Raw genomic sequence first — 20642 nt, 5'->3', positions numbered from 1 at the left:
TCACGTCTCCGCGCGCGGGGTCGCGCTGAGTTCGGCCCAGTCGAATTCCTCCTCCAGCAGGTAGTAGGCGTCGTCGCCGATCCGACCCTGGCGGCGCAGCGCGAGCACCGCGTCGCGGGCGGCCTCGACAGCGCGCCGCCGCGCGGCATCCGCCGGCAGGCTCTCCGGCGCCAAGCCCTCGTCGTGCGCCTCCGCCTCCGCGAGCGCCGCGCGGAACTCGGCGCGCAGGGCGTCCGTCGCCGGCTCGTTCTCGGCGTCGGCGAGGCTCTCCAGAGCGGCCTCGTAGGCTGCCGCCCGGGCCCAGCCGGTCTCCCGGCCGACCGGGTCGTCGTCCTCCAGCCGCAGACGGGCGAGCAGCGGCCGCAGGGTCAGGCCCTGGACGATCAGGGTGCCGAGCACCGTGACGAAGGCCGTGACCACCACGAGGTCCCGGTGCGGGAACTCGGCGGGCAGCGCCAGGGCGGCCGCCACGGTGACGATCCCGCGCATGCCCGCCCACGACAGGGCGATCCCCGGGCCCAGCCGCGCCGGGGCGCCGGCCTGCCGGAGGCCGAACCCGCGGATCCCGGTGGTCGGCAGCACCCAGGCGAGGCGGGTCAGCACCACGGTGGCGAAGGTCGCGCCCGCGAGGATCAGGGCCTGCCACGCGTCCGCGCCGCTCAGCCGCTCCCGGATGGGGTCGATCTGGATGCCGATGAGCACGAAGGCCAAGACGTTGAGCACGAACACCGCCGTGTCCCAGACCGCGTAGGAGATCACCCGGGCGCGGGGCGCGGTGATGCCGGGTGCCCGGCGGGCGACCGTCACCGCGAAGGTCACGATGGTCAGGACCCCCGACAGCTCCAGCCGCTCGGCGGCGAGCCAGATTCCGAAGGCGGCGACGAACTGCAGCACGATCGCGCTCGCCGGATCGGTCACGCGCCGCGTCAAGGCCACGAACAGCAGGCCGAGGCAGGGGCCGACCACGAGGCTCGCGACGACGCCCAGGAGGAACGCCGGCGCCACCTCCGCCGGGTGGAACGTGCCGGCCATCGCGGCCGTCACGCCGAGCCGGTAGATCAGCAGCGAGGCCGCGTCGTTGAGGAGGCTCTCGCCGCGCAGGATCGTGGCGAGCCGGTGCGGCATCGGCGCGTGCTTGAGCACCGCCAGAGCCGCCACGGCGTCGGGCGGCGCGACCACGGCGCCGAGCACGATGCAGGCGGACAGCGGCATGTCCGGCACGACGAGCCGCGCCACGACCGCGACCGCGGCGGTCGTCACGGCGACGGCTCCGACCGCGAGCCCGAAGACCGGGCGCCAGTTCTCCTTCAGGTCCCGCACGGAGGCGTCGAAGCCGGCGTCGAGCAGGACCGGGGCCAGGAACAGGGCGAGCGCCAGTTCGGGATCGAGGCGCAGGTTCGGGACGCCTGGGACGAAGGCGAGGCCGACGCCGCCCAGCGCCAGGAAGGCGGGATACGGCGCGCCGAGCCGGCGCGCGACGCCGGCCAGGAGGACGGCGCCGAACAGGACGCCGACGACCCACTCGAAGATCAACATGCTGCTGAAAGAGGCGGAGGCCCGGGACCGTTCCGGGTGCCGCGGTCGCAGGCCCGCTCAGTACTGCACGGTCGCGCGCAGGCCGAGCACCGCCGCGTTGCGCAGCCGGCGGCCGTCCGGACCGGCGATGCCGGCGCCGGGCCGGATGACGTACTGCGCGTCGGGCTGCACCGTGAAGCCCGGCACCACCACCGCCTGATAGGTCGCCTCGATCACCGCCTCGGCGCGGCGGCGCGGCATCGGCAGGCCCGTGTAGAGGATCGTGTCCCGGTCGGCCCGCTGCGCCTCGTCGCCGATGCGGGCGTAGGCGAAGCTGAGGCCGATCGTGTCGTCGTCGCGCCCGTCGAACAGGCCCTTGTAGGCGAGGCCGGTATCCACGTAGGCGTCGATCAGGCTGGAGCGGGTCGGCGACCACGCGGCGCGCACGAAGAAGCCGAGACCCTCGTCGTCCTTGCCGGATTCGCGGTACAGGGTCTGGTCGTAGATCGCGTAGAGGCCGGCATTGCCGCGCACCGGACGGCCGATCCCGGTGGCGTTCGGGTCGGCGAGCGGCACGCCGGTGATGTCGAAGCGCAGGCTGTCGAACCGGCCGAAATGCTGCCAGCCGCCGAGGGTAATGTCGCCGGGCAGGCCCTTCGATCCGGGGGCGATGTTGTACGCGTAGGTTGCCTCGGCGATGACGAGGGCCGGATCGCGCAGGCGGAAATTGGTGCCCGTGCGGTCGAGACGCTGCGCTTCCGGGTCGTCTCCCGGGCGATTGGCGCCCGCCGGATCGCCGTCGTAGAGCCCGATCTGCAGGGAGAAGCCGTCGCCCGGCACGTACTTGGCCCGGATCGCCGGCGCCGCGAGCGGGTAGGCCGGTCCGCCGCTCGGCAGGTCGAGCCCGGTGATGGCCGGCCAGCCGAAGGTGGAGTTCACGAACAGGGTCGCGGTCTGGCTGACGAAGAACTCGGTATCGGCGGCCTGCTGGCCGATCCGGATCCCGAGCTGGCCGTCCATCAGGCTCTGGTCGAGCCAGAGCACGTAGAGTCGACTCGAGGGCAGCGCCTCGATGACGCTCGTCGTCAGCAGATTGCCGACATAGTAGCGCGACAGGCCCGTGCCGTGGATGAAGTAGGCGTTGGCGTGAACCGTGGCGCCCTGCCAGCCGACGAGTCGGTCGAGGTCGAGATTGAGGCGGAGGTTGAGGCGATCCTCGACGATCGCGCCCTGGCGAAGGCCGCCGACCGGATTGCCGAGGACGTCGACGATGTAGGTGAGGCTGTACTCGATGCCCCGCGCCTTCAGGGCGGGGCGGAGGGCCAGCGGATCGCCGAGCGGTCCGAGATACGGCTCCACCGACCGGACGTAGCCGCCGGAGGCCTGGCTGGTCGTCTCCGGCTGTGAGACCGAGATGCGGGGATCGGCGCCCGCACCCTCGAAGGCCGACGGGACACGTTGCTGAGCCGTGGCAGGCACGACCGACAGGCCGAGGGCGATCCAGGGAGTGAGCTTCGGGACCATGGGCCGCTTCTGGGCGACAGCGCGCGCGCAGCATAGCACGGCGCACCGCTTGTACACGGCCGGCCTTTGCAGGAGGCACCGGCTCGCCTAACCCTGCGGCCGGTACAGCACAGGACCGTCGATGCCCGAGACTCCCGTCTTCACGTCCGCCGCCGTCGCCGCGCCCCACAGCCTCGCCGCCCAGGCCGGCCAGACCGTCCTGGCGCAGGGCGGCAACGCCATCGAGGCGATGGTGGCGATGGCCGCCTCCATCGCGGTGGTCTACCCGCACATGAACGGTATCGGCGGCGACGGCTTCTGGCTGGTGCGCGAGCGCGGCGGTCGGGTGCGCGGCATCGAGGCCTGCGGTCCGGCCGGGCGCCTCGCCACGATCCCGCGCTACCGGGAGAAGGGCTACGACGCGATACCGGCCCGCGGCCCCGACGCGATGGTGACGGTCGCGGGCGCGGTGGGCGGCTGGCGCCTCGCCCTCGAGCTGGCGCGGGCGCTCGGCGGCCGCCTTCCCCTGGAGACCCTGCTCGCCGACGCGATCGCGCAGGCGCGCGGCGGCGTCCCGGTCTCGCCCTCCGAGGCGCGCTACGTGCCCCAGGAGCTCGATACCCTCCACGACGCCCCGAACTTCGCGGGGACGTTCCTGAAGGACGGCAAGCCCTACCCGGCCGGCGAGACCCGCGCCCTGCCGCTGCTCGCCGCCACTCTGGAGCAGCTCGCCCATGCGGGCCTCGGGGACTTCTATCGCGGCGATATCGGCCGGGAGATCGCCGCCGACCTGGAGCGCCTCGGCGCGCCGGTCACCCGGGCGGATCTCGAGGCCTTCGCGGCGGTGGAGCGGGCGCCCCTGTCGATCCGGCGCCGCGACGCGACCCTCTACAACTTCCCGCCGCCGACCCAGGGGCTCGCCGCCCTGCTGATCCTCGGGATCTTCGACCGGCTGAACGTCACGGAGCCCGAGACCACAGCTCATTACCACGGCCTGATCGAGGCGACGAAGCGGGCCTTCGCGATCCGCGACCGGGTGGTCACCGATTTCGCCCGCTTGCGGCACGACCCGGCCACCTTCCTCACGCCGGAGCGGCTCGCCCGCGAGGCCGCACTCGTCGACATGGGCCGCGCCGGTCGGGTGCCCCTGCCCGACCCGGGTCACGGCGACACGGTGTGGATGGGCGCGATCGACAAGGACGGCCTCGCGGTCTCCTACATCCAGTCGGTCTACTGGGAGTACGGCTCGGGGACGGTCCTGCCCGCCACCGGCATCTGCTGGCAGAACCGGGGCATGTCGTTCTCCCTCGACCCGAAGGCCGTGAACCCCCTGGAGCCGGGGCGGCGCCCGTTCCACACGCTGATCCCCGCGCTCGCCGCCTTCGACGACGGGCGGGTGATGAGCTACGGCAGCATGGGCGGCGACGGGCAGCCGCAGTTCCAGGCCCAGATCTTCACCCGCTACGCCGATTACGGGCTGTCGGTGGCGGATGCCGTCGACGCGCCGCGCCTGCTCTACGGGCGCACCTGGGGGGCGCCCTCGCTCAGCGTGAAGGTGGAGGACCGGTTCGATCCGGCCTGCATCGCGGCCCTCGGCCGCCTCGGCCACGAGATCGAGGAGCTCGGCGGCCCCTACATCGACTCGCTCGGGCACGCGGGCATGCTGGTCCGCCATCCCCGGAACGGTCGGATCGAGGCGACCCACGACCCGCGCTCGGACGGCGGCGCCCTCGGGCTCTGAGAGGACGCGCCGCCCGCCCGGCGGCGCGGGACGCCGGCTCAGCCCGCCTGCACGAGCCAGCACGCGGCGCGCAGGCGCACGGCGCCGCCCGACGCGTGCCGCGCGAGGGCCTCCGCCACGGCCGCCTCGGCGCGCCCTCTGAGATCCGGTGCGGCCTCGCGCACGAGGTGGGAGCTCGGGCCGAGGTTCAGGGAGACGTGGGTGGCCGCCGCGGCCGCCGCCGCGTCGGTCTCGCCCTCCCCGACGACGATGTCGCGGTCGAGGGCGTCGCAGGTCACGGCGTCGAACCCGGCACCGCGCAGGAGCGCGACGAGCGGGTCGGCCTCGGCGAAGCGGAACGGCCCCGGCGTGTCGGGCTGCGGCGGTGGCGGCACTTCCGGGAGGAGCGGCAGCACCGCGTCGCGCGGCACGCCCACCCACGGGTTCTCGGACAGGGCCCGCCAGCACAGGAAGGTCATCCGGCCCCCCGGCCCGAGCATCCGGCGCACGTTGGCGAAGGCGCGGGCGGAATCCGCGAAGAACATCACGCCGAACCGCGACACGATCCGGTCGTACCGGCCGAGATCGGCCGTCTCGACATCGGCCTCGACGAAGCGGATCGGGGCGGCCCCGGGCGGCTCCGCCCCGGCGCGGTCCCGCCCCACGGCGAGGAGCGGCGCCGAGATGTCGGCGCCGGTCACGCCGCCGCCGGGTCCGACCCGGCGCGCGGCCTCCAGGGTCGTGGCCCCCGCGCCGCAGCCGATGTCGAGCACCGTCTCTCCGGCGGCGAGCCGCGCGCGGGCGAAGAGCGCCTCCGTCAGCGGCACGAACATCGCGTCGAGGACGGCCTGATTGCGCGCCCAGCGCGTGCCGACCTCGCCGTTCCAGTACTCGGCCTGGGTGACGCCGCCCGCCATGGTGACCCCCGTCAGGCCGTCGTCGCAGCGACCGACAGTTCCGGCTTGTGGTTGAGGGTCTGGAAGACCACGCAGTAGCGCTCGGTCAGCTTCAGGAGCTGCGCGAGCTTGTCCTCCGGCGCGTCGGTGTCGAGTTCGAAGAACAGGCGGATGCTGCGTAAGCCCACCGGCGCCTCCTTGTCGACCCCGAGGGTGCCGCGGAAATCGAGGTCGCCCTCGGCGCTGACCGTGCCGGCGCGCAGCGGGATCTCGAGGGCGGTCGCCACCGCCTTGAGCGTCACGCCCGCGCAGGCGACGAGCGCTTCCAGCAGCATGTCGCCCGAGCAGAGCTCCGCGCCCGAGCCGCCCGTGGCCGGATGCAGCCCAGCCTCCGCGATGGCGCGGCCCGTCTCGACCTTGCAGGCGATCTTGGTGTCGTCCAGCGTGCCCCTGGCCTTCAAGGTGATGACCGCCGCGTCCGGCGCGGTGCGGTACTTGTCCTTGATCGGAGCCTGGAGGGCTCGCAGCGCGGTGGCGTCCATGGCGTCGTCCTCTCGATCCCGGGGCCGTCCCGCTTCTCGGCGGCGGGCCGGCCGGAGCGCTCCGGCTCCGTCAGGGCCTCGGTATAGGTGCGCGCCGCGCGGACGGGAAGCGGCTCTCAGGCGCGCCCGGTGAGGGCGGCCACCGCCTCCGCCAGGGCGTCGACCTGGGCCTCGTCGTGGGCGGCCGAGAAGGCCACCCGCAGCCGCGCGGTCCCGGCCGGCACGGTCGGCGGGCGGATCGCCACCACCAGGAAGCCGGCGGCCTCCAGCGCGGCCGAGATGTCGAGCGCCGCCTGCGCCTCGCCCACCAGGACCGGCACGACCGCGCTCTCGGCCTCCGGGAGGCCCAGACGGGCGGTGAAGCGCCGGGCCAGGGCGAGCGGCCGGGCCCGGCGCTCGGGCTCCGCCTCCAGGATCGCCAGCGCCTCCAGGGCGGCGGCGGCGGAGGCCGGGGGCAGGCCGGTGGTGTAGACGAAGCTGCGGGCGCGGCTCGTCATCAGGTCGACGACCGGGCGCGAGGCGCAGAGATAGCCGCCGTACGAGCCGAGCGCCTTCGACAGGGTGCCCATCTCCAGGGGCGCCCGCGGTCCGTCCTCGACCACGCCGATGCCGTGGGCATCGTCCACCAGCGTCCAGGCGTCGTAGGATTCGGCGATGCCCAGGATGTCGCCGAGCGGCGCCCGGTCGCCGTCCATGCTGAACACCCGCTCGGTGAGCACGAGGGCGCGGCCGTGGTGGGGCCGGTGCTCGGCGAGCCGCGCCGCGAGGTCGCCGGGATCGTTGTGGCGGAAGGTCATGACCTGGGCGCCCGAGAGCCGCGCGCCGGCCCACATGCAGGCGTGGGACAGCTCGTCCAGCAGGACGAGGTCGCCCCGCCCGGCGAGCGCCGGGGTGATGCCGAGATTGGCGAGGTAGCCGCTGCCGAAGACCAGGGCGGCCTCCGCGCCCTTGTGGCGCGCCAAGCCGTCCTCCAGCGCGCCGAGATAGGGGTGGTCGCCGGTCACGAGCCGCGACCCGCCCGCCCCCGCGCCGTGGGACGCCGCGGCCGCCTGAGCCGCCGCGATCACCCGCGGGTGGTGCGAGAGGCCGAGGTAATCGTTGCACGAGAAGGAGACGAGCGCCCGCCCCCGCCGCGCCGCCGCGGCGCCGGAGCCGCGCTCCGTCGGCACCAGCTTGCGGCGCAGGCTGCCCGCCTCGAGGGCGTCGAGTTTCCCGGTGGCGAAGGCGTCGAGGCTGTCCATGGGGACGGGGATGGGCGGTGCCGCGCCGGCAAAGTCAAGCGGCGGGTGCCGGACCCTTGACCCTCGTCCGAGGCGCCCCCATGCCGGAGGCATGACCCTCGCGACGCCCGCAGGCCATCTCTGGCGGCCCTACACCCAGATGCGACACGCGGCGGCGCCCCTGGAGGCGGTCGCGACCCACGGCACCCGCATCCGCCTCGCCGACGGTCGCGAGCTCGTGGACGGCATCGCTTCCTGGTGGACCGCCGTGCACGGCTACAATCACCCGCACATAGCGGGCGCGGTGGCCGAGCAGCTCGCGCGCATGCCCCACGTGATGTTCGGCGGCCTCACCCACGCGCCGGCGGAGGCACTGGCCCGGCGGCTCGCCGCCCTGCTGCCGGGCGATCTCGACCACGTCTTCCTCAGCGATTCGGGCTCGGTCGCCGTGGAGGTCGCGCTCAAGATGGCGGCGCAGATGTGGATCAACCGCGGGGTGAGCGGTCGGACGAAGGTCCTCGCGTTCCGCGGCGGCTACCACGGCGACACGATGGGGGCGATGTCCGTCTGCGACCCCGAGGAGGGCATGCACCGCCGGTTCGGAGCCTACCTGCCGAGCCAGATCTTCTGCGACCTGCCGCGGGGCGCGGCCGAGACCGCGGCGCTCGACGCCGCCCTGGCGGCTTATCGCGACACCCTGGCGGCGGTGATCGTCGAGCCGCTGGTGCAGGGGGCCGGCGGGATGCGGACCCACCCGCCGGAGGTGCTCGCGACGATCGCCGGGCTGGCGCGCCGCCACGGCCTGCCGCTGATCGCCGACGAGATCTTCACCGGCTTCGGGCGCACCGGCACCCTGTTCGCCTGCGAGCAGGCGGGGATCGTGCCCGACATCCTGTGCCTGTCGAAGGCGCTCACGGGCGGCACGATGGCGCTGGCCGCCACGGTCGCCCGCACGGAGGTGTTCGCGGCGTTCTGGTCCGAGGATCCGGCGGCGGCGCTGATGCACGGCCCGACCTTCATGGCCAATCCCCTCGCCTGCGCGGCGGCCAACGCCAGCCTCGACCTGTTCGAGACCGAGCCGCGCCTGAGCCAGGCCCGCGCCATCGCGGAGCGCCTCGCCGCGGGGCTGGCGCCGCTGCGGCGCGTGCCCGGCGTGGCGGATGTCCGCGTCCTCGGGGCCATCGGGGCGGTGCAGTTCGCGCGGGCGCCCGACCTGGCCGTCCTGAAGGCGGAGCTGCTCGCCCGCGGCGTCTGGGTGCGGCCGTTCGGCGACATCGTCTACCTCACCCCCGCCCTCACGATCGACGCGGTGGATCTCGACCGGCTGATCGAGGCCGTCGCCGGGGTGGTGACCGAGCTGGCGCCGGGATCGACATGACGCCCGCGCGTTCCACATTCCCGTGACCGGCCCTGGCGCCGGCCTGCAACCCGGGACCGTTTCTGCCGTTGGGCCTACGGCTGGAGATGCGTGCGGCGGCCCGCGCGGCCGGGCGCTGCCGAAGGGAGTACACAGTGGCGAGCGAGCAGACGGGTTCGAGCGGCGACCGGCCGGTAATCCTCCTCGTCGAGGACGAGGCGCTGACCATCATGGACCTCGGCGACGTGCTGGAGGAAGGCGGCTACGACACCGTCCAGTGCGCCTCGGCCGAGCGGGCGCTCAGCATCCTGCAGGCGCGCCCGGACATCTGCGGGCTGGTCACGGACGTGCAGCTCTCGGGAAAGACCGACGGCTTCGACCTCGCGAGTTCCGTGGCCGAGGCGCGGCCGCAATTGCCGATCCTGATCGTGTCCGGGCGCGCGGCCCCCGACCCGGCCCGCATGCCCAAGCACGCCGAGTTCATCGCCCGGCCCTGCACCGGCGAGGACATCCTGGACCGTCTCCAGCGTCTCATGCACTGCTGAGCGGACCTCCGCGCCGGCCCCGTCATCCCACCGTCACCGGTCGTCGCCACAGGGACCTGGGCGGCCGCTTGATGGGGGTGGACGGTGCAGATTCAGGATCGTCCGGCGGCCGCCGGCACTAATTCGGGCGCTCCGGTGGGCGACAAGCAGAAGCGCGATCATCGGGACGAGGCGGCCGCCGTGCTCGGCCTCCCGTCGAAGAAGCTGAGGCCACCCGGCGTGCGCAGCGTCGGCTGGGCCCTGGTCCAGGCGGCGCGCCTGCACCGGGCGCGGACCGGCGACCGCTTGGCCAAGCTCGGCCTGTTCGCCGGCCAGGAACAGGTGGTGCAGGCGCTGGCCGCGGCCGGCACGATGACGATGGGCGATCTCGCCGCCCTGCTGCGCGTCCGACCGCCCACCGCCTCCAAGACCGTCACGCGGCTCGCCGCCCTCGGCATCGTCGAGCGCCGGGCCGAATCGGGCGACGGCCGCGTGGTCCGGGTCCAGCTCACGGAGGCCGGCATGGCCAAGGCCGAGGCCATCGAGCGGATCCAGGAGGAGGTCGAGGCCGAGCTGCTCGACCACCTCGACAAGACCGATCGCCGCCGGCTCCGGAAGCTTCTGCGGAAGGCGGCCCGCGGCCTCGCCGAGGCGGCCGGCGCCTCCGGTCAGACGACCGAGGCAGACGCCGAGATCGAAGCCGAGGACGAGGCCGAGGCGCTGGCGACCTGACCGCCGGCCTCAGGCCGCGCGGCGCCACGCCGGGAACGGGTCCGGCAGGCCGCGATAGGGCGCGGGATCGAACGGCTCCCGGTCCGCACCGGTCTCGATCAGGCAGGCGTCCAGCGCCGCCGTGAGGGCCGCCGCGTCCATGCCGGCGCCGATGAACACCAGTTCCTGGCGCCGGTCGCCCCAGACCTCGCTCCAGACGTCCTGGAGCCGCGTCCGGAACTCGGGCGCCTCCGGCCAGCGCCGCCGCGGCACGGCCGACCACCAGAACCCCATCGCCGAGACCCGGGCCACGGCGCCCGCCAGGGAGAACTCGCCCACCCAGTCGGGCCGGGTCGCGAGCCAGAAGTGGCCCTTCGCGCGGATCAGGCCCGGCCAGGTGGCGTTGACGAAGGCGTTGAAGCGCTCCGGGTCGAAGGGCCGCCGGGCCCGGTAGACGAAGGAGGCGATGCCGTACTCCTCCGTCTCCGGCACGTGCTCGTGGGCGCCGTAGAGTTCCTTGAACCAGAGCGGGTGCTGCTGGGCCCTGTCCTCGTCGAACAGGCCGGTGTCGAGGATATCGGCGAGCGGCGCGCGCCCGTGGTCGGTCTCGAGGATGCGGGCATCGGCGTTCAGGCCGCGCACGACGGAGCGCACCAGCGCGAGATGCTCGGCCGACACGTCGCGCGCCTTGTTGATCACCACCACGTCGGCGAACTCGATCTGCTCCACGAGCAGGTCCACGAGCGTGCGCGTGTCCTCGGCGCCGGCCGTCTCGCCGCGCTCGCGCAGGAAGGCGGCCGAGCCGTAATCCTTGAGCAGGTTCACCGCGTCGACCACCGTGACCATCGTGTCGAGCCGGGCGAGATCCGCGAGGGAGCGGCCGGCCTCATCCCGGAACGAGAAGGTCGAGGCGATCGGCAGCGGCTCGGCGATGCCGGTCCCCTCGATCAGCAGGTAGTCGAACCGCCCCGTCTCCGACAGCCGCCGGACCTCGGCGAGCAGGTCGTCGCGCAGGGTGCAGCAGATGCAGCCGTTGGTCATCTCGACCAGGGTCTCGTCGGTCCGGGACAGGTCGGCGCCTCCGGCGCGGACCAGGTCGGCATCGATGTTCACCTCGCTCATGTCGTTGACGATCACCGCGACGCGGCGGCCGTCGCGATTGTTGAGCACGTGATTGAGGAGCGTCGTCTTCCCGGCTCCGAGGAAGCCGGACAGAACGGTGACGGGAAGGCGGGTATCGCGCTGGGTCATGACGCTATCAAAACGTTATAACATTTCATAGTCAACCTGGGTTAAGGGGCCGACCTGCCGCACGGAACGAGCGGCTGTTGCAACGATGTAACGTTTCTCGACCGTGTCCGGCGCGCGCGGGATTAACGCTTGCACCCGGGCGACGCGCCGCAACAATGAAACGATATAACACTGTGTGAGTCTCGATGCCTCCCTCGCGCCGCTTCGGCTTCCTCGCCAGCACGGTCCTGTCCTCGACTGTCTGCGCCGGCCTCCTGACACCGTCCGCCTTGCGGGCGCAGCAGGCCGTCGCCCTCGACGAGATCAGCGTCACCAGTCCGAGCCCGATCCAGCCGTCGCGCGGCGCGGTCGCGGCGGACGCGGCGGTGCCGATCGGCGTCCTTCCGGTGGCGACCAACACGTTCTCACCGGTGACGGTGGTGACCCAGGATCAGATCGCGCGCGATCAGCCCCGGACCCTGGGCGACGCCCTGTTCGACAGGCCGGGCATCTCGGGCACGACCTACGCGCCGGGGGCGGCGTCCCGGCCGATCATCCGCGGCCTCGACAATGCCCGGGTGCGGATCCAGGAGAACGGCATCGTCAACGGCGGCGTGTCCGACCTCGGCGAGGACCACGCCGTGCCGGTCAACCCGCTGGTCGCCGACCGGATCGAGGTGATCCGCGGCCCCGCGACCCTGCGCTACGGCTCGGGGGCCATCGGCGGCGTCGTCTCGGCCGACAACAACCGGGTGCCGACCTTCATCCCGGCGAACGGGGTGCAGGGCCAGGTCACCAGCGGCTTCTCCAGCGTGGATAACGGCCGGCTCGGTGCCGCCACGGTGGATGCCGGCGGCGACGGCATCGCGGTCCATGCCGACGGCTTCAAGACCGCGAACGACAGCTACGCGATCCCCGGCGGGATCCAGCGCAATTCCTACAACGAGTCGCAGGGCGGCGCGGTCGGCATCTCGGCGATCGGCGACCGCGGGTTCGTGGGCATCTCCTTCAGCCACTACGACGCGGTCTACGCGATCCCCGGCGGCGTTGCCGAGCAGGACCGGACCCGCCTGACCCCCAACCAGGACCGCGTCCTGTCGCGGGGCGAGTACCGCCCGCTCGACGGACCCTTCGAGGTGATCCGCTACTGGGCGGGCTACTCGGTCTACCGCCACAACGAGGTCGGGATCGGCGACGACGGGATCGAGGGCGTCCAGGCGATCTTCAAGAACCGCGAGGCCGAGGGCCGCTTGGAGCTCCAGCACGTCCCGGTCTTCACCGAGTTCGGCAAGCTCACGGGCGCGCTCGGCTTCCAGTCGGATCGGCGCGTGATCAACACGCAGCTCGAATCGTTCCTGCCGAAGACGGAATCCCGCGCGAACGCGGTCTACCTGTTCGAGGAGCTGGAGCTGCAGCCGGGCACGCGGCTGCAGGCGGCCGGGCGCTACGAGGTCGACCGGCTGTCGAGCACGGCGGCGCAGTTCCCCGCCGACTACGTGCCGATCGACGGGCAGGAGCCGTTCCAGTACGCGCGGACCCGGCGCTTCGCCCCGAAGAGCGCCAGCATCGGCGCCCTGCAGGACCTGCCCTACGGCTTCGTGGCGAGCCTCACCGGCTCCTACGTCGAGCGCGGGCCCACGGGCTACGAGCTGTTCTCGCAGGGCCCGCACGACGCCACCGCGACCTTCGAGATCGGCAACCCGAACCTCAAGAAGGAGCGCGCCCGGACCATCGAGGCCAGCATCCGGCGGGCCGAGGGGCCGTTCCGCCTCGACGCCACCGGCTACTTCACCCGCTACACCGGCTTCATCTACCGCAACTACACAGGCCTGACCTGCGACGACGACTTCGCGTCCTGCGGCACCGGCACCGACAACCGGCAGATCGTCTACCAGCAGCAGAACGCGACCTTCTACGGCGCCGAGATCATCGGCCAGTACGACCTCGTGCCGGTGGGCAACGGCTTCGCCGGCGTCGAGGCGCAGTTCGACTTCGTCCGCGCCCAGTTCGACAACGGCACCAACGTGCCGCGCATCCCGCCCTACCGGCTCGGCGGCGGCGTCTACCTGCGGGCCGACGGGTGGTTCGCGCGGGTGAACCTGCTCCACGCCTTCAGCCACGACGCCACGGCCGTGTACGAGACGCCGACCCCCGGCTACGACGACCTGCGCGCCGAGCTGAGCTACACCAAGGCCGTCGATCCCGCGGTCTACGGGGCGAGCGCGATCACCCTCGGCGTCCAGGGCCGCAACCTGCTGAACGACGACATCCGCAATTCGACCTCGTTCAAGAAGGACGAGATCCTGCTGCCGGGACGGAACGTGCGCCTGTTCCTGACGGCGCGGTTCTGAGCGCCGCGTCGGTCATCGAAGGTCCTATGCCGAGAGGGTCCGGCGCAGCCTGCGCGAGCCCGCGACTAGCCCCGTCAGGGCGATGCCGGCCGCCGGGAGGTTCAGGAGCCACTGCGCCGCGTCGTGGAGCGGGCGGCTGCCGGTGAGCCCGGGCAGGTCGAGGCGGTGCGCGGCGTCGAACAGCCAACGGTTGATCCGGCCCGAGCGGTCCAGGCGCTGGAGGATGCTCCCGTCCCGGGGATCGACGTGCAGCCAGGTGGCGTCCGGGTCGCCGAACCGCAGGCGCAGCACCGGCAGCGGGCGCGGATCGGACCCGTGCGGGTACCAGTAGAGATCGTAGGCGCTCAGGTCCGCGACCGCCCGCAAGCCGCCGGGCAGCGCCGGGCCGGCGGCCCGCGCGATCGCGGCCGCGTCGAGGGCCGCGCCGTCATCCGCGCGGCGCGCCGGGACGCCGGCCGGGCCGTCGGCGACGATCCACCACGAGCCGCCGATGGCAACGAAGCGCAGCACCCGAGTCCCGGGTCCGGCGAAGCCGCTGAGAGCCTCGGCGGCGAGGCCGAGGGCCGGCGGCTGTCCGGCGTAGGCGGCGCGGATGGCGGCGGGCGCCGCGGTCGACGAGAACCAGCGGTTCGGGTTCATCGAGATCCAGCCGCTGAGGATGAAGGTGCTGAGCCCGATCCCGCCGGCGAGGCCGAACAGGTGGTGGAAGCGGGCGAGCCCGCGATAGGGCGTGACCGCCCCGCCCGCGTAGCGCCGCCGGAGTCGCAGGCGCCAGATCCCGATCGCCAGCCCGCTCAGCGCGCCCAGGGCGGCGAAGCCCGACAGCCACAGCAGGACCGTCCGCCACAGCTCGGCCCGGGCGCGCAGCGGCGTGAGGTAGATCCAGTGCACCACGGCGCCGACCCAGTTCCACGCCCGCTCGGACCGGGTCGTGTCGAGGGCGATCGCGCCGGTGACCTGCGAGACGTAGAGCTCGGTCCCTGCCGGGTTCCCGAGGGCGACCTTCAGGAAGGGGCGGAGCGGGTCGTACCGGGCCGTGACGGTCCACTGGTCGCGCTCGACCGGCGCGACCCGAGCATCCGGAGCCCCGTCCGGGATCCCGTCGGTCGCGAGACGCAGCGCGTCTTCGGGCGTCACCGGGCCGAGCCGCGCACCGGTCCGCGCCGAGACCGTGGCCCGGGCGCCGTCGCGGTCGGCGATCCGGTAGACCGCCTCGCCGCCCCGCATCTCCAACGCGAAGGCGGCCGGCGCGCCGCCGAGCCCGCCGGCCCGCAGCGCCGCCTCGGGCGCGACCGTGACCTGATCCCAGGCGATCGGGGCGAGCCGTGACAGCCGCTCGGCCCCGGTGAGTGCCGGGAACGGCACGTAGAGCATCACCAGCCCGGATCCGATCCACAGGGCGAAGAACAGCCCCGCGACGATCCCGGCCCAGCGGTGGAACAGGAGCAGCCAGCGCCGTCCCGCCTTGCCGAACCGCCGCGGCCGGCTCACCACGTCACCGTGTAGGCGACCTCGACCGAGCGCGGGCGCCCGAGCAGCCAGTTGGTGCCGACCCCGTTCACCGCGTTGCCCGAGATCGCGTAGACCTTGTCGAACAGGTTGTAGACCCGCACGGACAGGCGCGAATCCGCCGTCACCTGATGGTCCAGGACCGCGTTGACGAGGTTGTAGGCCGGGCGCCGCGCCGTGTTGCCGAAGTCGCTGTAGACCTGCCCGACGTTCTGCAGCCCGACCCGCGCGGTCCAGTCGCGGGTGACGTCCCAGGTCAGCCAGAGGTTGGCCACGCGCTCCGGCACGTCGATCGGCTGGTTGCCGGCATACGAGACCGTGGCGCCGTTCACCGTCTGGTCGAACCGGTCGTACTGCGCGTGCAGGAGCGCGAGGTTGCCGTCGAGGCGCCAGCCCGGCGCGAAGCGCCAGCCGAGCGCCAGCTCGAAACCCTGCGAGGACTGGCTCCCGACCTGCGTCGAGAGCGTCGGCTGTCCGGGGATCGCCGAGATCAGGTTGTCCTTGACGATCCGGTAGCCCGCGACGGTCCATTCCAGGGCGCCGTCGAAGGCCAGACCCTTGGCGCCGATCTCGACCTGATCGCCGGTCGCGAGCTTGAAGCCGGCCAGCGACTGCGACAGCGTGATCAGGCTGTTCACCGGGTCGGTGGCGAAGCTGTACTGGGCGTAGAGCGCGCTGTCCGGCGTCGGGTTGTAGACGAGGCCGAACCGGTAGCCGAGCGCCCGGTAGGTCCTCTCGAACCGCGATCCCGTCTGCAGGTCTTCCCGATTGAGCGTCGGCACGTCGAGGCGCACGCCGGTGAGGAACGAGAGCTTGTCCGACAGGATCAGCCGGTCCTCGGCGAAGACCGAGGCCTGGCTCGTCTGCGTGGCGTAGGCCGGACGGGCCCGCCCGTTCTGCGGGAACAGGCCCGGATCGTAGCCGGTGAGCGGCACGCTGGTGGTCTGGTCGAAGTAGAAGTTGTTGGTGTGGCGGAAATCGATGTGGTTCACGTCGAACCCGGCCACGAACTGGTTCGGCAGCCCGAACAGGCTCCCGCGGAACGTCGCGTCGAGGCGGTCTCCGACCTGCTCCTGGCTGTGGTAGATCTCCAGGTAGTCGCCCCGGTCCACGAGCCCGGTGCCGCGGTTGTAGCTGTACTGCTCGACGTCGAGCCAGTGGCGCCGGCTGGTGAGCCGGTAAGCGGTGTTGCGGATCGTGATGTCGGCCGAGGGGGACCACTCGGTCTTGAGCTGGGTCCAGTTGTCGGCCCAGGTGATCTTCGCGTCGCGGACGTTGTAGTTGTTGAACCGTATGAGGTCCGGGATCCGTCCCGCGACGAGCGGCGTGCCCCAGTAGCGGGCGGGCTCCTGGTAGCCGAGATCGTGGCTCAGCGTGAACGCGAGGTCGGCGCTCGGCCGGAACAGCAGGGCGGCGGAGACCGCGAGGTTGCGGAAATCGCCCTCCGGCCGGATCCAGCCGTCGGCGCGGTTGCCGCTGACGTTGAGGCGGTACGCGAAGGTGTCGCCGTACTCCGCCTGGCCCAGCGGGCCGCCGGAATCGAGGGCGAGGCGCGCGACCCCGTCGGTGCCGATGACCGCGCGGGCGGCGTTGACCGGCACGAAGACCGGCTTCTTGGGCACCACGTTGATGACGCCGCCGATGGCGCCGTCGCCGTAGAGCACCGAGGACGGCCCGCGCAGCACCTCGATCCGCTCGACGTTCCACGTGTCGAACGGGAAGGTCACGGTGTTGGCGCCGACGTAGAAGCGCGTGCCGTCGTAGAGCTGCTGGATCGAGTTCGGCCCGGCGAAGCCGCGGGACGTGAACGCGCCGTTGCCGTTGCCGGGCGCCGCGATGGTGGTGATGCCGGTCGCGTCCTGGGTCACGGCCTCGGCGATCGTATCCTGTCCGCGGAGCCGCGCGGTCTCGCCCGACACGATGTCGAGGCTGGCCGGCGTCTCCAGCGGCGTCAGGCCGAGGCGACTCGCGGTCCGGTCGGGCGTGCGCAGGTTGAGGCCGTTCGGCGGGAGGCGGCTCGGGTCGCCGCCCGCGCCCGCGACGGACAGCTCATCCAGGGTGACCGCCTCCTGGGCGGCGGTCGGGCCGGCGAGGAGCGCGAGGAGAACGCCGCAGAGCGGGGCCCGCCCGCCGAGGCGGGAGCGATAGGTCGAGAATGACATGGGAGAAGCGGTCCGTGCACGGCGCGCGCCGGCCCCCGCGTCGTACACGCATTGTAATAACATTACAACGCATCGGCCGTCCGGATGGCTCAGCCTGTGCGGGCGCGCGACGGCGTCCCGGGACAGGGCTCGAGGGTCTCGAGGCGGCGGAGACGGGCATGGGAAACGGCGTCGCGGGCGCGCTTGCTGTGGCACGTCACCGCGAACGAGGCCTCGGCGACCGCCTCCCCTCGGGACTGGCGGCGCCTCGACACCCGCCAGGACACCCCGCCCGGCGCGTTTCGCGTGTGACCACGGCTGACGGCAGGTCTCCTGGCTCGCGGGTCGCCGCCCTCGCACCGTCTTCCCGGGGTGACCCAGTGACGTGGTGGTGAAGGGCTCGCCGCTCACAGTTGCGGGGGCAGCCGCGGCTTCGGGGCGAACCCCTCACCGCGTTCCCTTTTGATCCCCGAGGGGAACCGTCGAGCACAGCTTGGCCGTAGCGGGCCCGGGCGTCAACCGTGTGTCCGGTTGTTGCCGTGGATCGGCGCGCGGGGCACCGAGCCGTTGCGGCCTCGCCGACGACGGGCTAGCCGGTGCGGGATGACGGTCTGGCGGCCCCCTGCGGAGATTCGCGTGAAGGCGCTGGGCCTGCCCCGGCGCGGCAACAGCCTGCTCGTGGCGGAGGTCCGCGCGGATGACGGGCGCCTGAAAGGCGTCCGGCCCCTCGGCGGCAGCGTCGCCTTCGGCGAGCGGGTCGAGGACGCCCTGATCCGGGAGTTCCGGGAGGAACTCGGCGTCACCGTCTCGGTGCTCGGCGGCCCCCGCGTCATGGAGAACATCTTCACGCACGAGGGGCAGGTCGGGCACGAGGTGCTGTTCCTGTTCCCCGTCGCCCTGCCGCCGGGGCTGTTCGACGGGCCGGAGCGCTTCGTCTTCCACGAGGATTCCGGCACCGCCTGCGTGGCCCGGTGGTGCGATCTGGACGGGCTCGACGTCCCGGGCGGTCCGGATCTCTTCCCCGCAGGCCTGAAGGCCCGGCTCCGCGACGCGTGGGACGCGGAGCCCTGACGGACCGAGCCGGCCCACCGCCTTTGCCGCTCGGCGCGGGCGATGCTACAGCCGGGCAATCCCATCGGTCCGGACGTCCGCGACGCCGCGGCCCACGCGCCCGGACGCTCCGTCCGACGCGAAGACGGGTGCCGGCGGAAGCATGACGACACGACCTCCCAGAAGCGGCGGGCCGAAGGGGCGCAAGCCCCAGGCCGGCAAGTTCGATGCGGGCAAGTTCAGGGGCGGCAAGGCCCAGGCCGACGGCCGCGCCCGCACGGGCCCGCGCACCAGCGCCCGCGACGCCGCCGAGCGCGCGGCCCGCAACCGCGGCGAGGATGCCGGCACCCGCGATCCCTGGGGATCGCAGGGCGCTGCGGTCTCCGCGCCGGCCCGGCCCCCGAAGCCGCGCCGCGACGCCGCCGCACCGCGCGACGACGCACCGCGGGACGCCGCCGCGGCCAAGCCCGGCAGCCGGCCTCCGGCCAGGCGCTCGGCGGCCCCCTCCCCCGCCCTTGCCGCCGCCCCCGCGCCCGGTCCGACCCGGCGCGAGCAGCGCGCCGCCGCCTCCGCGACCCTCGCCTCCGGCGTGCAGACCCTGACGGTCGAGCCGGACGAGGCCGGGATGCGGATCGACCGCTTCCTCACCGCCCGCTTCCCGCTCCTGCCCTTCACCCGCGTGCAGACCATCGTGCGCAAGGGCGAATTGCGGGTCGACGGCAAGCGCGCCAAGCCGAACGACCGGCTGGAGCCGGGCATGAGCGTGCGCGTGCCGCCGCTGCGCCTGGACCAGCCTACCGAGCGGCCGCGCAGCGCCGCCCGCGAGCAGGACGACGCGGCGTTCATCCGGTCGCTGATCCTCTACGAGGACGCCGACATGATGATCCTCAACAAGCCCTTCGGCCTCGCGGTCCAGGGCGGTTCGGGGACGGTCCGCCACGTGGACGGCCTGCTCGCCGCCCTCACGGGTCCGGACGGCCAGAAGCCGCGCCTCGTCCACCGGCTGGACAAGGATACGGCCGGCTGCCTGATCATCGCCAAGACCCGGCTCGCCGCCGCGACGCTGGCTAAGAGCTTCCGGTCCCGGGCGGCGCGGAAGATCTACTGGGCGCTCACCGCGGGCGTTCCCCGGGTGCGGCAGGGGCGCGTCTCGACCTACCTCGCCAAGGAGGAACCCACGGACGCCGACGCGCGGATGCGGGTCGCCAAGCACGGCGACGAGGGTGCGAGCCACGCGCTGACCTACTACGCGATGGTCGATCAGGCCGCCCAGAAGCTGTCCTGGCTGTCGTTCAAGCCGGTCACCGGCCGCACGCACCAGCTGCGCGCCCACGCGGCCCATATCGGCCACCCGATCGTGGGCGACCCGAAATACTTCTCGGTGGAGAACTGGGAGCTGCCGGGCGGCATCCAGAACCGCCTCCACCTGCTCGCCCGGCGGATCGTCATCCCGCATCCGCGCACCGGCAAGCCGGTCGACGTGAGCGCGCCGCTCCCGCCCCACATGGCCCAGAGCTGGAACCTCCTGGGCTTCGACGCCGCCCGCTACGACCCGATCGTCGAAGCCCCGGAGGCCTGAGCCCGCAGCCAGGGCACGATCGCGTCCGCCAGGGCGTCGGGGGCTTCGAGCGGCAGCATGTGGCCCGACCCGTCGATCACCGTCAGGGTCGCGCCCGGGATGCCGTCCCGGAGCTCCCGCGCCTCGTCGAGGCTCCGCAGGGCGTCCTGGGCCGCCGCCACGACCAGGGTCGGGCATCCGATCGCGCCGAGGCGGTCGCGGTCGGAGTCCCGCGCCTGCCCGGCCTGGCGCAGGAAGACCTCCCCGCCGAGCCGGTCGCCCATCTGCCGGATCCGTGTCAGGAGCGCGCCGTCGCCGGCCCGGTCCGGGTGCACCGACTGGACGATCGCCGCGCGGCTGAGGCCCCGGTAGCCCTGCTGGCGGATATGGGCGACGGCGGCGGCCTTCCGGCGCGCCTGGGCGAGCGTGTCGGCGCGCGACGAGGTGGCGACGAGGACGAGCGCCTCCACCCGGTCCGGCACGAGCCGGGCGACCGCCCGGGCGACGTAGCCGCCCATGGAGAAGCCGACGAGCCCGAAGCGCGCGGGCGCCTCCGCGGCGACGCGGCGCGCCATGTCGGCGATGGCGGCGTCCCGCGCGAGGTCGCCGTGCGCGATCGGGCCGACCTCGGCGAGACGCGCGACGATGTCCGACCAGAGGTCGGTATCGGTCATGAAGCCGGGCAGCAGGACGAGGTTCATCACCGGATCACCTTTTTCGTCACCGCAATAACCGTCCCGCGCGCCCTGCCGCGCCGCGGCATGTTTGTGAAACCGGGGCGCGATCCGGAGGTCCCGCGTGACGCATGCCTTGGC

The 20642-nt window shown here is 73.2% G+C and carries 16 protein-coding genes and 1 riboswitch; of the genes, 7 read left to right on the top strand and 9 right to left on the bottom strand.

Annotation, left to right across the window (positions count from 1 at the left end; translation table 11 throughout):
• Together J3A75_RS08295 and J3A75_RS08290 are read right to left on the bottom strand one after the other, a co-directional pair.
• Positions 1-1536, bottom strand: coding sequence for a cation:proton antiporter (locus J3A75_RS08295; protein WP_063111912.1), 1536 nt, complete (start codon positions 1534-1536; stop codon positions 1-3).
• Between the two features lie 57 nt (positions 1537-1593).
• The gene (locus J3A75_RS08290) at positions 1594-3039 is read right to left on the bottom strand and encodes a carbohydrate porin (RefSeq protein WP_209649956.1); all 1446 of its coding nucleotides are present in this window, start codon (positions 3037-3039) and stop codon (positions 1594-1596) included.
• Between the two features lie 121 nt (positions 3040-3160).
• On the opposite strand from J3A75_RS08290, the gene J3A75_RS08285 reads away from it, so the two are divergent.
• A complete protein-coding gene (locus J3A75_RS08285; RefSeq protein ID WP_029360173.1) occupies positions 3161-4759 on the top strand; it encodes a gamma-glutamyltransferase family protein in 1599 nt (532 codons plus the stop codon).
• A 38-nt stretch (positions 4760-4797) separates the two neighbouring features.
• Here the strand turns inward: J3A75_RS08285 and J3A75_RS08280 are convergent, their stop codons facing one another.
• From J3A75_RS08280 to J3A75_RS08270, 3 genes are all read right to left on the bottom strand, one after another.
• Positions 4798-5655 (bottom strand): class I SAM-dependent methyltransferase, encoded by an 858-nt coding sequence (locus tag J3A75_RS08280; protein WP_029360174.1) that lies wholly within the window; start codon positions 5653-5655, stop codon positions 4798-4800.
• 11 nt (positions 5656-5666) lie between these two features.
• Positions 5667-6176, bottom strand: a complete 510-nt coding sequence (locus J3A75_RS08275; RefSeq protein ID WP_209649954.1) for an OsmC family protein — start codon at positions 6174-6176, stop codon at positions 5667-5669.
• Between the two features lie 116 nt (positions 6177-6292).
• The gene (locus J3A75_RS08270; RefSeq protein ID WP_012317869.1) at positions 6293-7417 is read right to left on the bottom strand and encodes an aminotransferase class I/II-fold pyridoxal phosphate-dependent enzyme; all 1125 of its coding nucleotides are present in this window, start codon (positions 7415-7417) and stop codon (positions 6293-6295) included.
• Between the two features lie 91 nt (positions 7418-7508).
• On the opposite strand from J3A75_RS08270, the gene J3A75_RS08265 reads away from it, so the two are divergent.
• The 3 genes from J3A75_RS08265 to J3A75_RS08255 all read left to right on the top strand — a co-directional run bounded on the left by J3A75_RS08265 (position 7509) and on the right by J3A75_RS08255 (position 10009).
• Positions 7509-8774, top strand: coding sequence for an adenosylmethionine--8-amino-7-oxononanoate transaminase (locus J3A75_RS08265; RefSeq protein ID WP_053620722.1), 1266 nt, complete (start codon positions 7509-7511; stop codon positions 8772-8774).
• 134 nt (positions 8775-8908) lie between these two features.
• Positions 8909-9298 carry a response regulator gene (locus J3A75_RS08260; RefSeq protein WP_012317867.1) on the top strand — a complete coding sequence of 130 codons (390 nt, stop codon included), beginning with the start codon at positions 8909-8911 and terminating at the stop codon, positions 9296-9298.
• Between the two features lie 84 nt (positions 9299-9382).
• Entirely contained in the window at positions 9383-10009 is a 627-nt protein-coding gene (locus J3A75_RS08255; RefSeq protein WP_012317866.1) for a MarR family winged helix-turn-helix transcriptional regulator, read from the top strand.
• Positions 10010-10018: 9 nt separating this feature from the next.
• Here J3A75_RS08255 and zigA read toward each other — a convergent pair whose 3' ends face one another.
• On the bottom strand, positions 10019-11239 hold the full coding sequence (zigA, locus tag J3A75_RS08250; RefSeq protein WP_053620723.1) for a zinc metallochaperone GTPase ZigA: 1221 nt from the start codon (positions 11237-11239) through the stop codon (positions 10019-10021).
• A gap of 185 nt (positions 11240-11424) precedes the next feature.
• On the opposite strand from zigA, the gene J3A75_RS08245 reads away from it, so the two are divergent.
• Entirely contained in the window at positions 11425-13569 is a 2145-nt protein-coding gene (locus J3A75_RS08245; protein ID WP_012317864.1) for a TonB-dependent receptor, read from the top strand.
• 24 nt (positions 13570-13593) lie between these two features.
• Here the strand turns inward: J3A75_RS08245 and J3A75_RS08240 are convergent, their stop codons facing one another.
• Positions 13594-15063, bottom strand: coding sequence for a PepSY domain-containing protein (locus J3A75_RS08240; protein WP_209649952.1), 1470 nt, complete (start codon positions 15061-15063; stop codon positions 13594-13596).
• Positions 15057-17240, bottom strand: coding sequence for a TonB-dependent receptor (locus J3A75_RS08235; RefSeq protein WP_029360178.1), 2184 nt, complete (start codon positions 17238-17240; stop codon positions 15057-15059). Before J3A75_RS08235 ends, J3A75_RS08240 begins: the two co-directional genes overlap by 7 nt.
• A gap of 284 nt (positions 17241-17524) precedes the next feature.
• Positions 17525-17718: riboswitch (cobalamin riboswitch) on the bottom strand.
• Positions 17719-17855: 137 nt separating this feature from the next.
• Here J3A75_RS08235 and J3A75_RS08230 point away from each other — a divergent pair.
• On the top strand, positions 17856-18290 hold the full coding sequence (locus tag J3A75_RS08230; protein WP_012317861.1) for an NUDIX hydrolase: 435 nt from the start codon (positions 17856-17858) through the stop codon (positions 18288-18290).
• Between the two features lie 142 nt (positions 18291-18432).
• Entirely contained in the window at positions 18433-19848 is a 1416-nt protein-coding gene (locus J3A75_RS08225; protein WP_012317860.1) for an RluA family pseudouridine synthase, read from the top strand.
• Here J3A75_RS08225 and J3A75_RS08220 read toward each other — a convergent pair.
• On the bottom strand, positions 19815-20528 hold the full coding sequence (locus tag J3A75_RS08220; RefSeq protein WP_024830930.1) for an alpha/beta fold hydrolase: 714 nt from the start codon (positions 20526-20528) through the stop codon (positions 19815-19817). The genes J3A75_RS08225 and J3A75_RS08220 overlap by 34 nt on opposite strands.
• Between the last annotated feature and the right edge of the window lie 114 nt (positions 20529-20642).

It is taken from the genome of Methylobacterium sp. PvP105 (genome assembly GCF_017876975.1).
Taxonomy (GTDB): Bacteria; Pseudomonadota; Alphaproteobacteria; order Rhizobiales; family Beijerinckiaceae; genus Methylobacterium; species Methylobacterium radiotolerans.
This window is presented reverse-complemented; position numbering and strand designations above follow the sequence as displayed.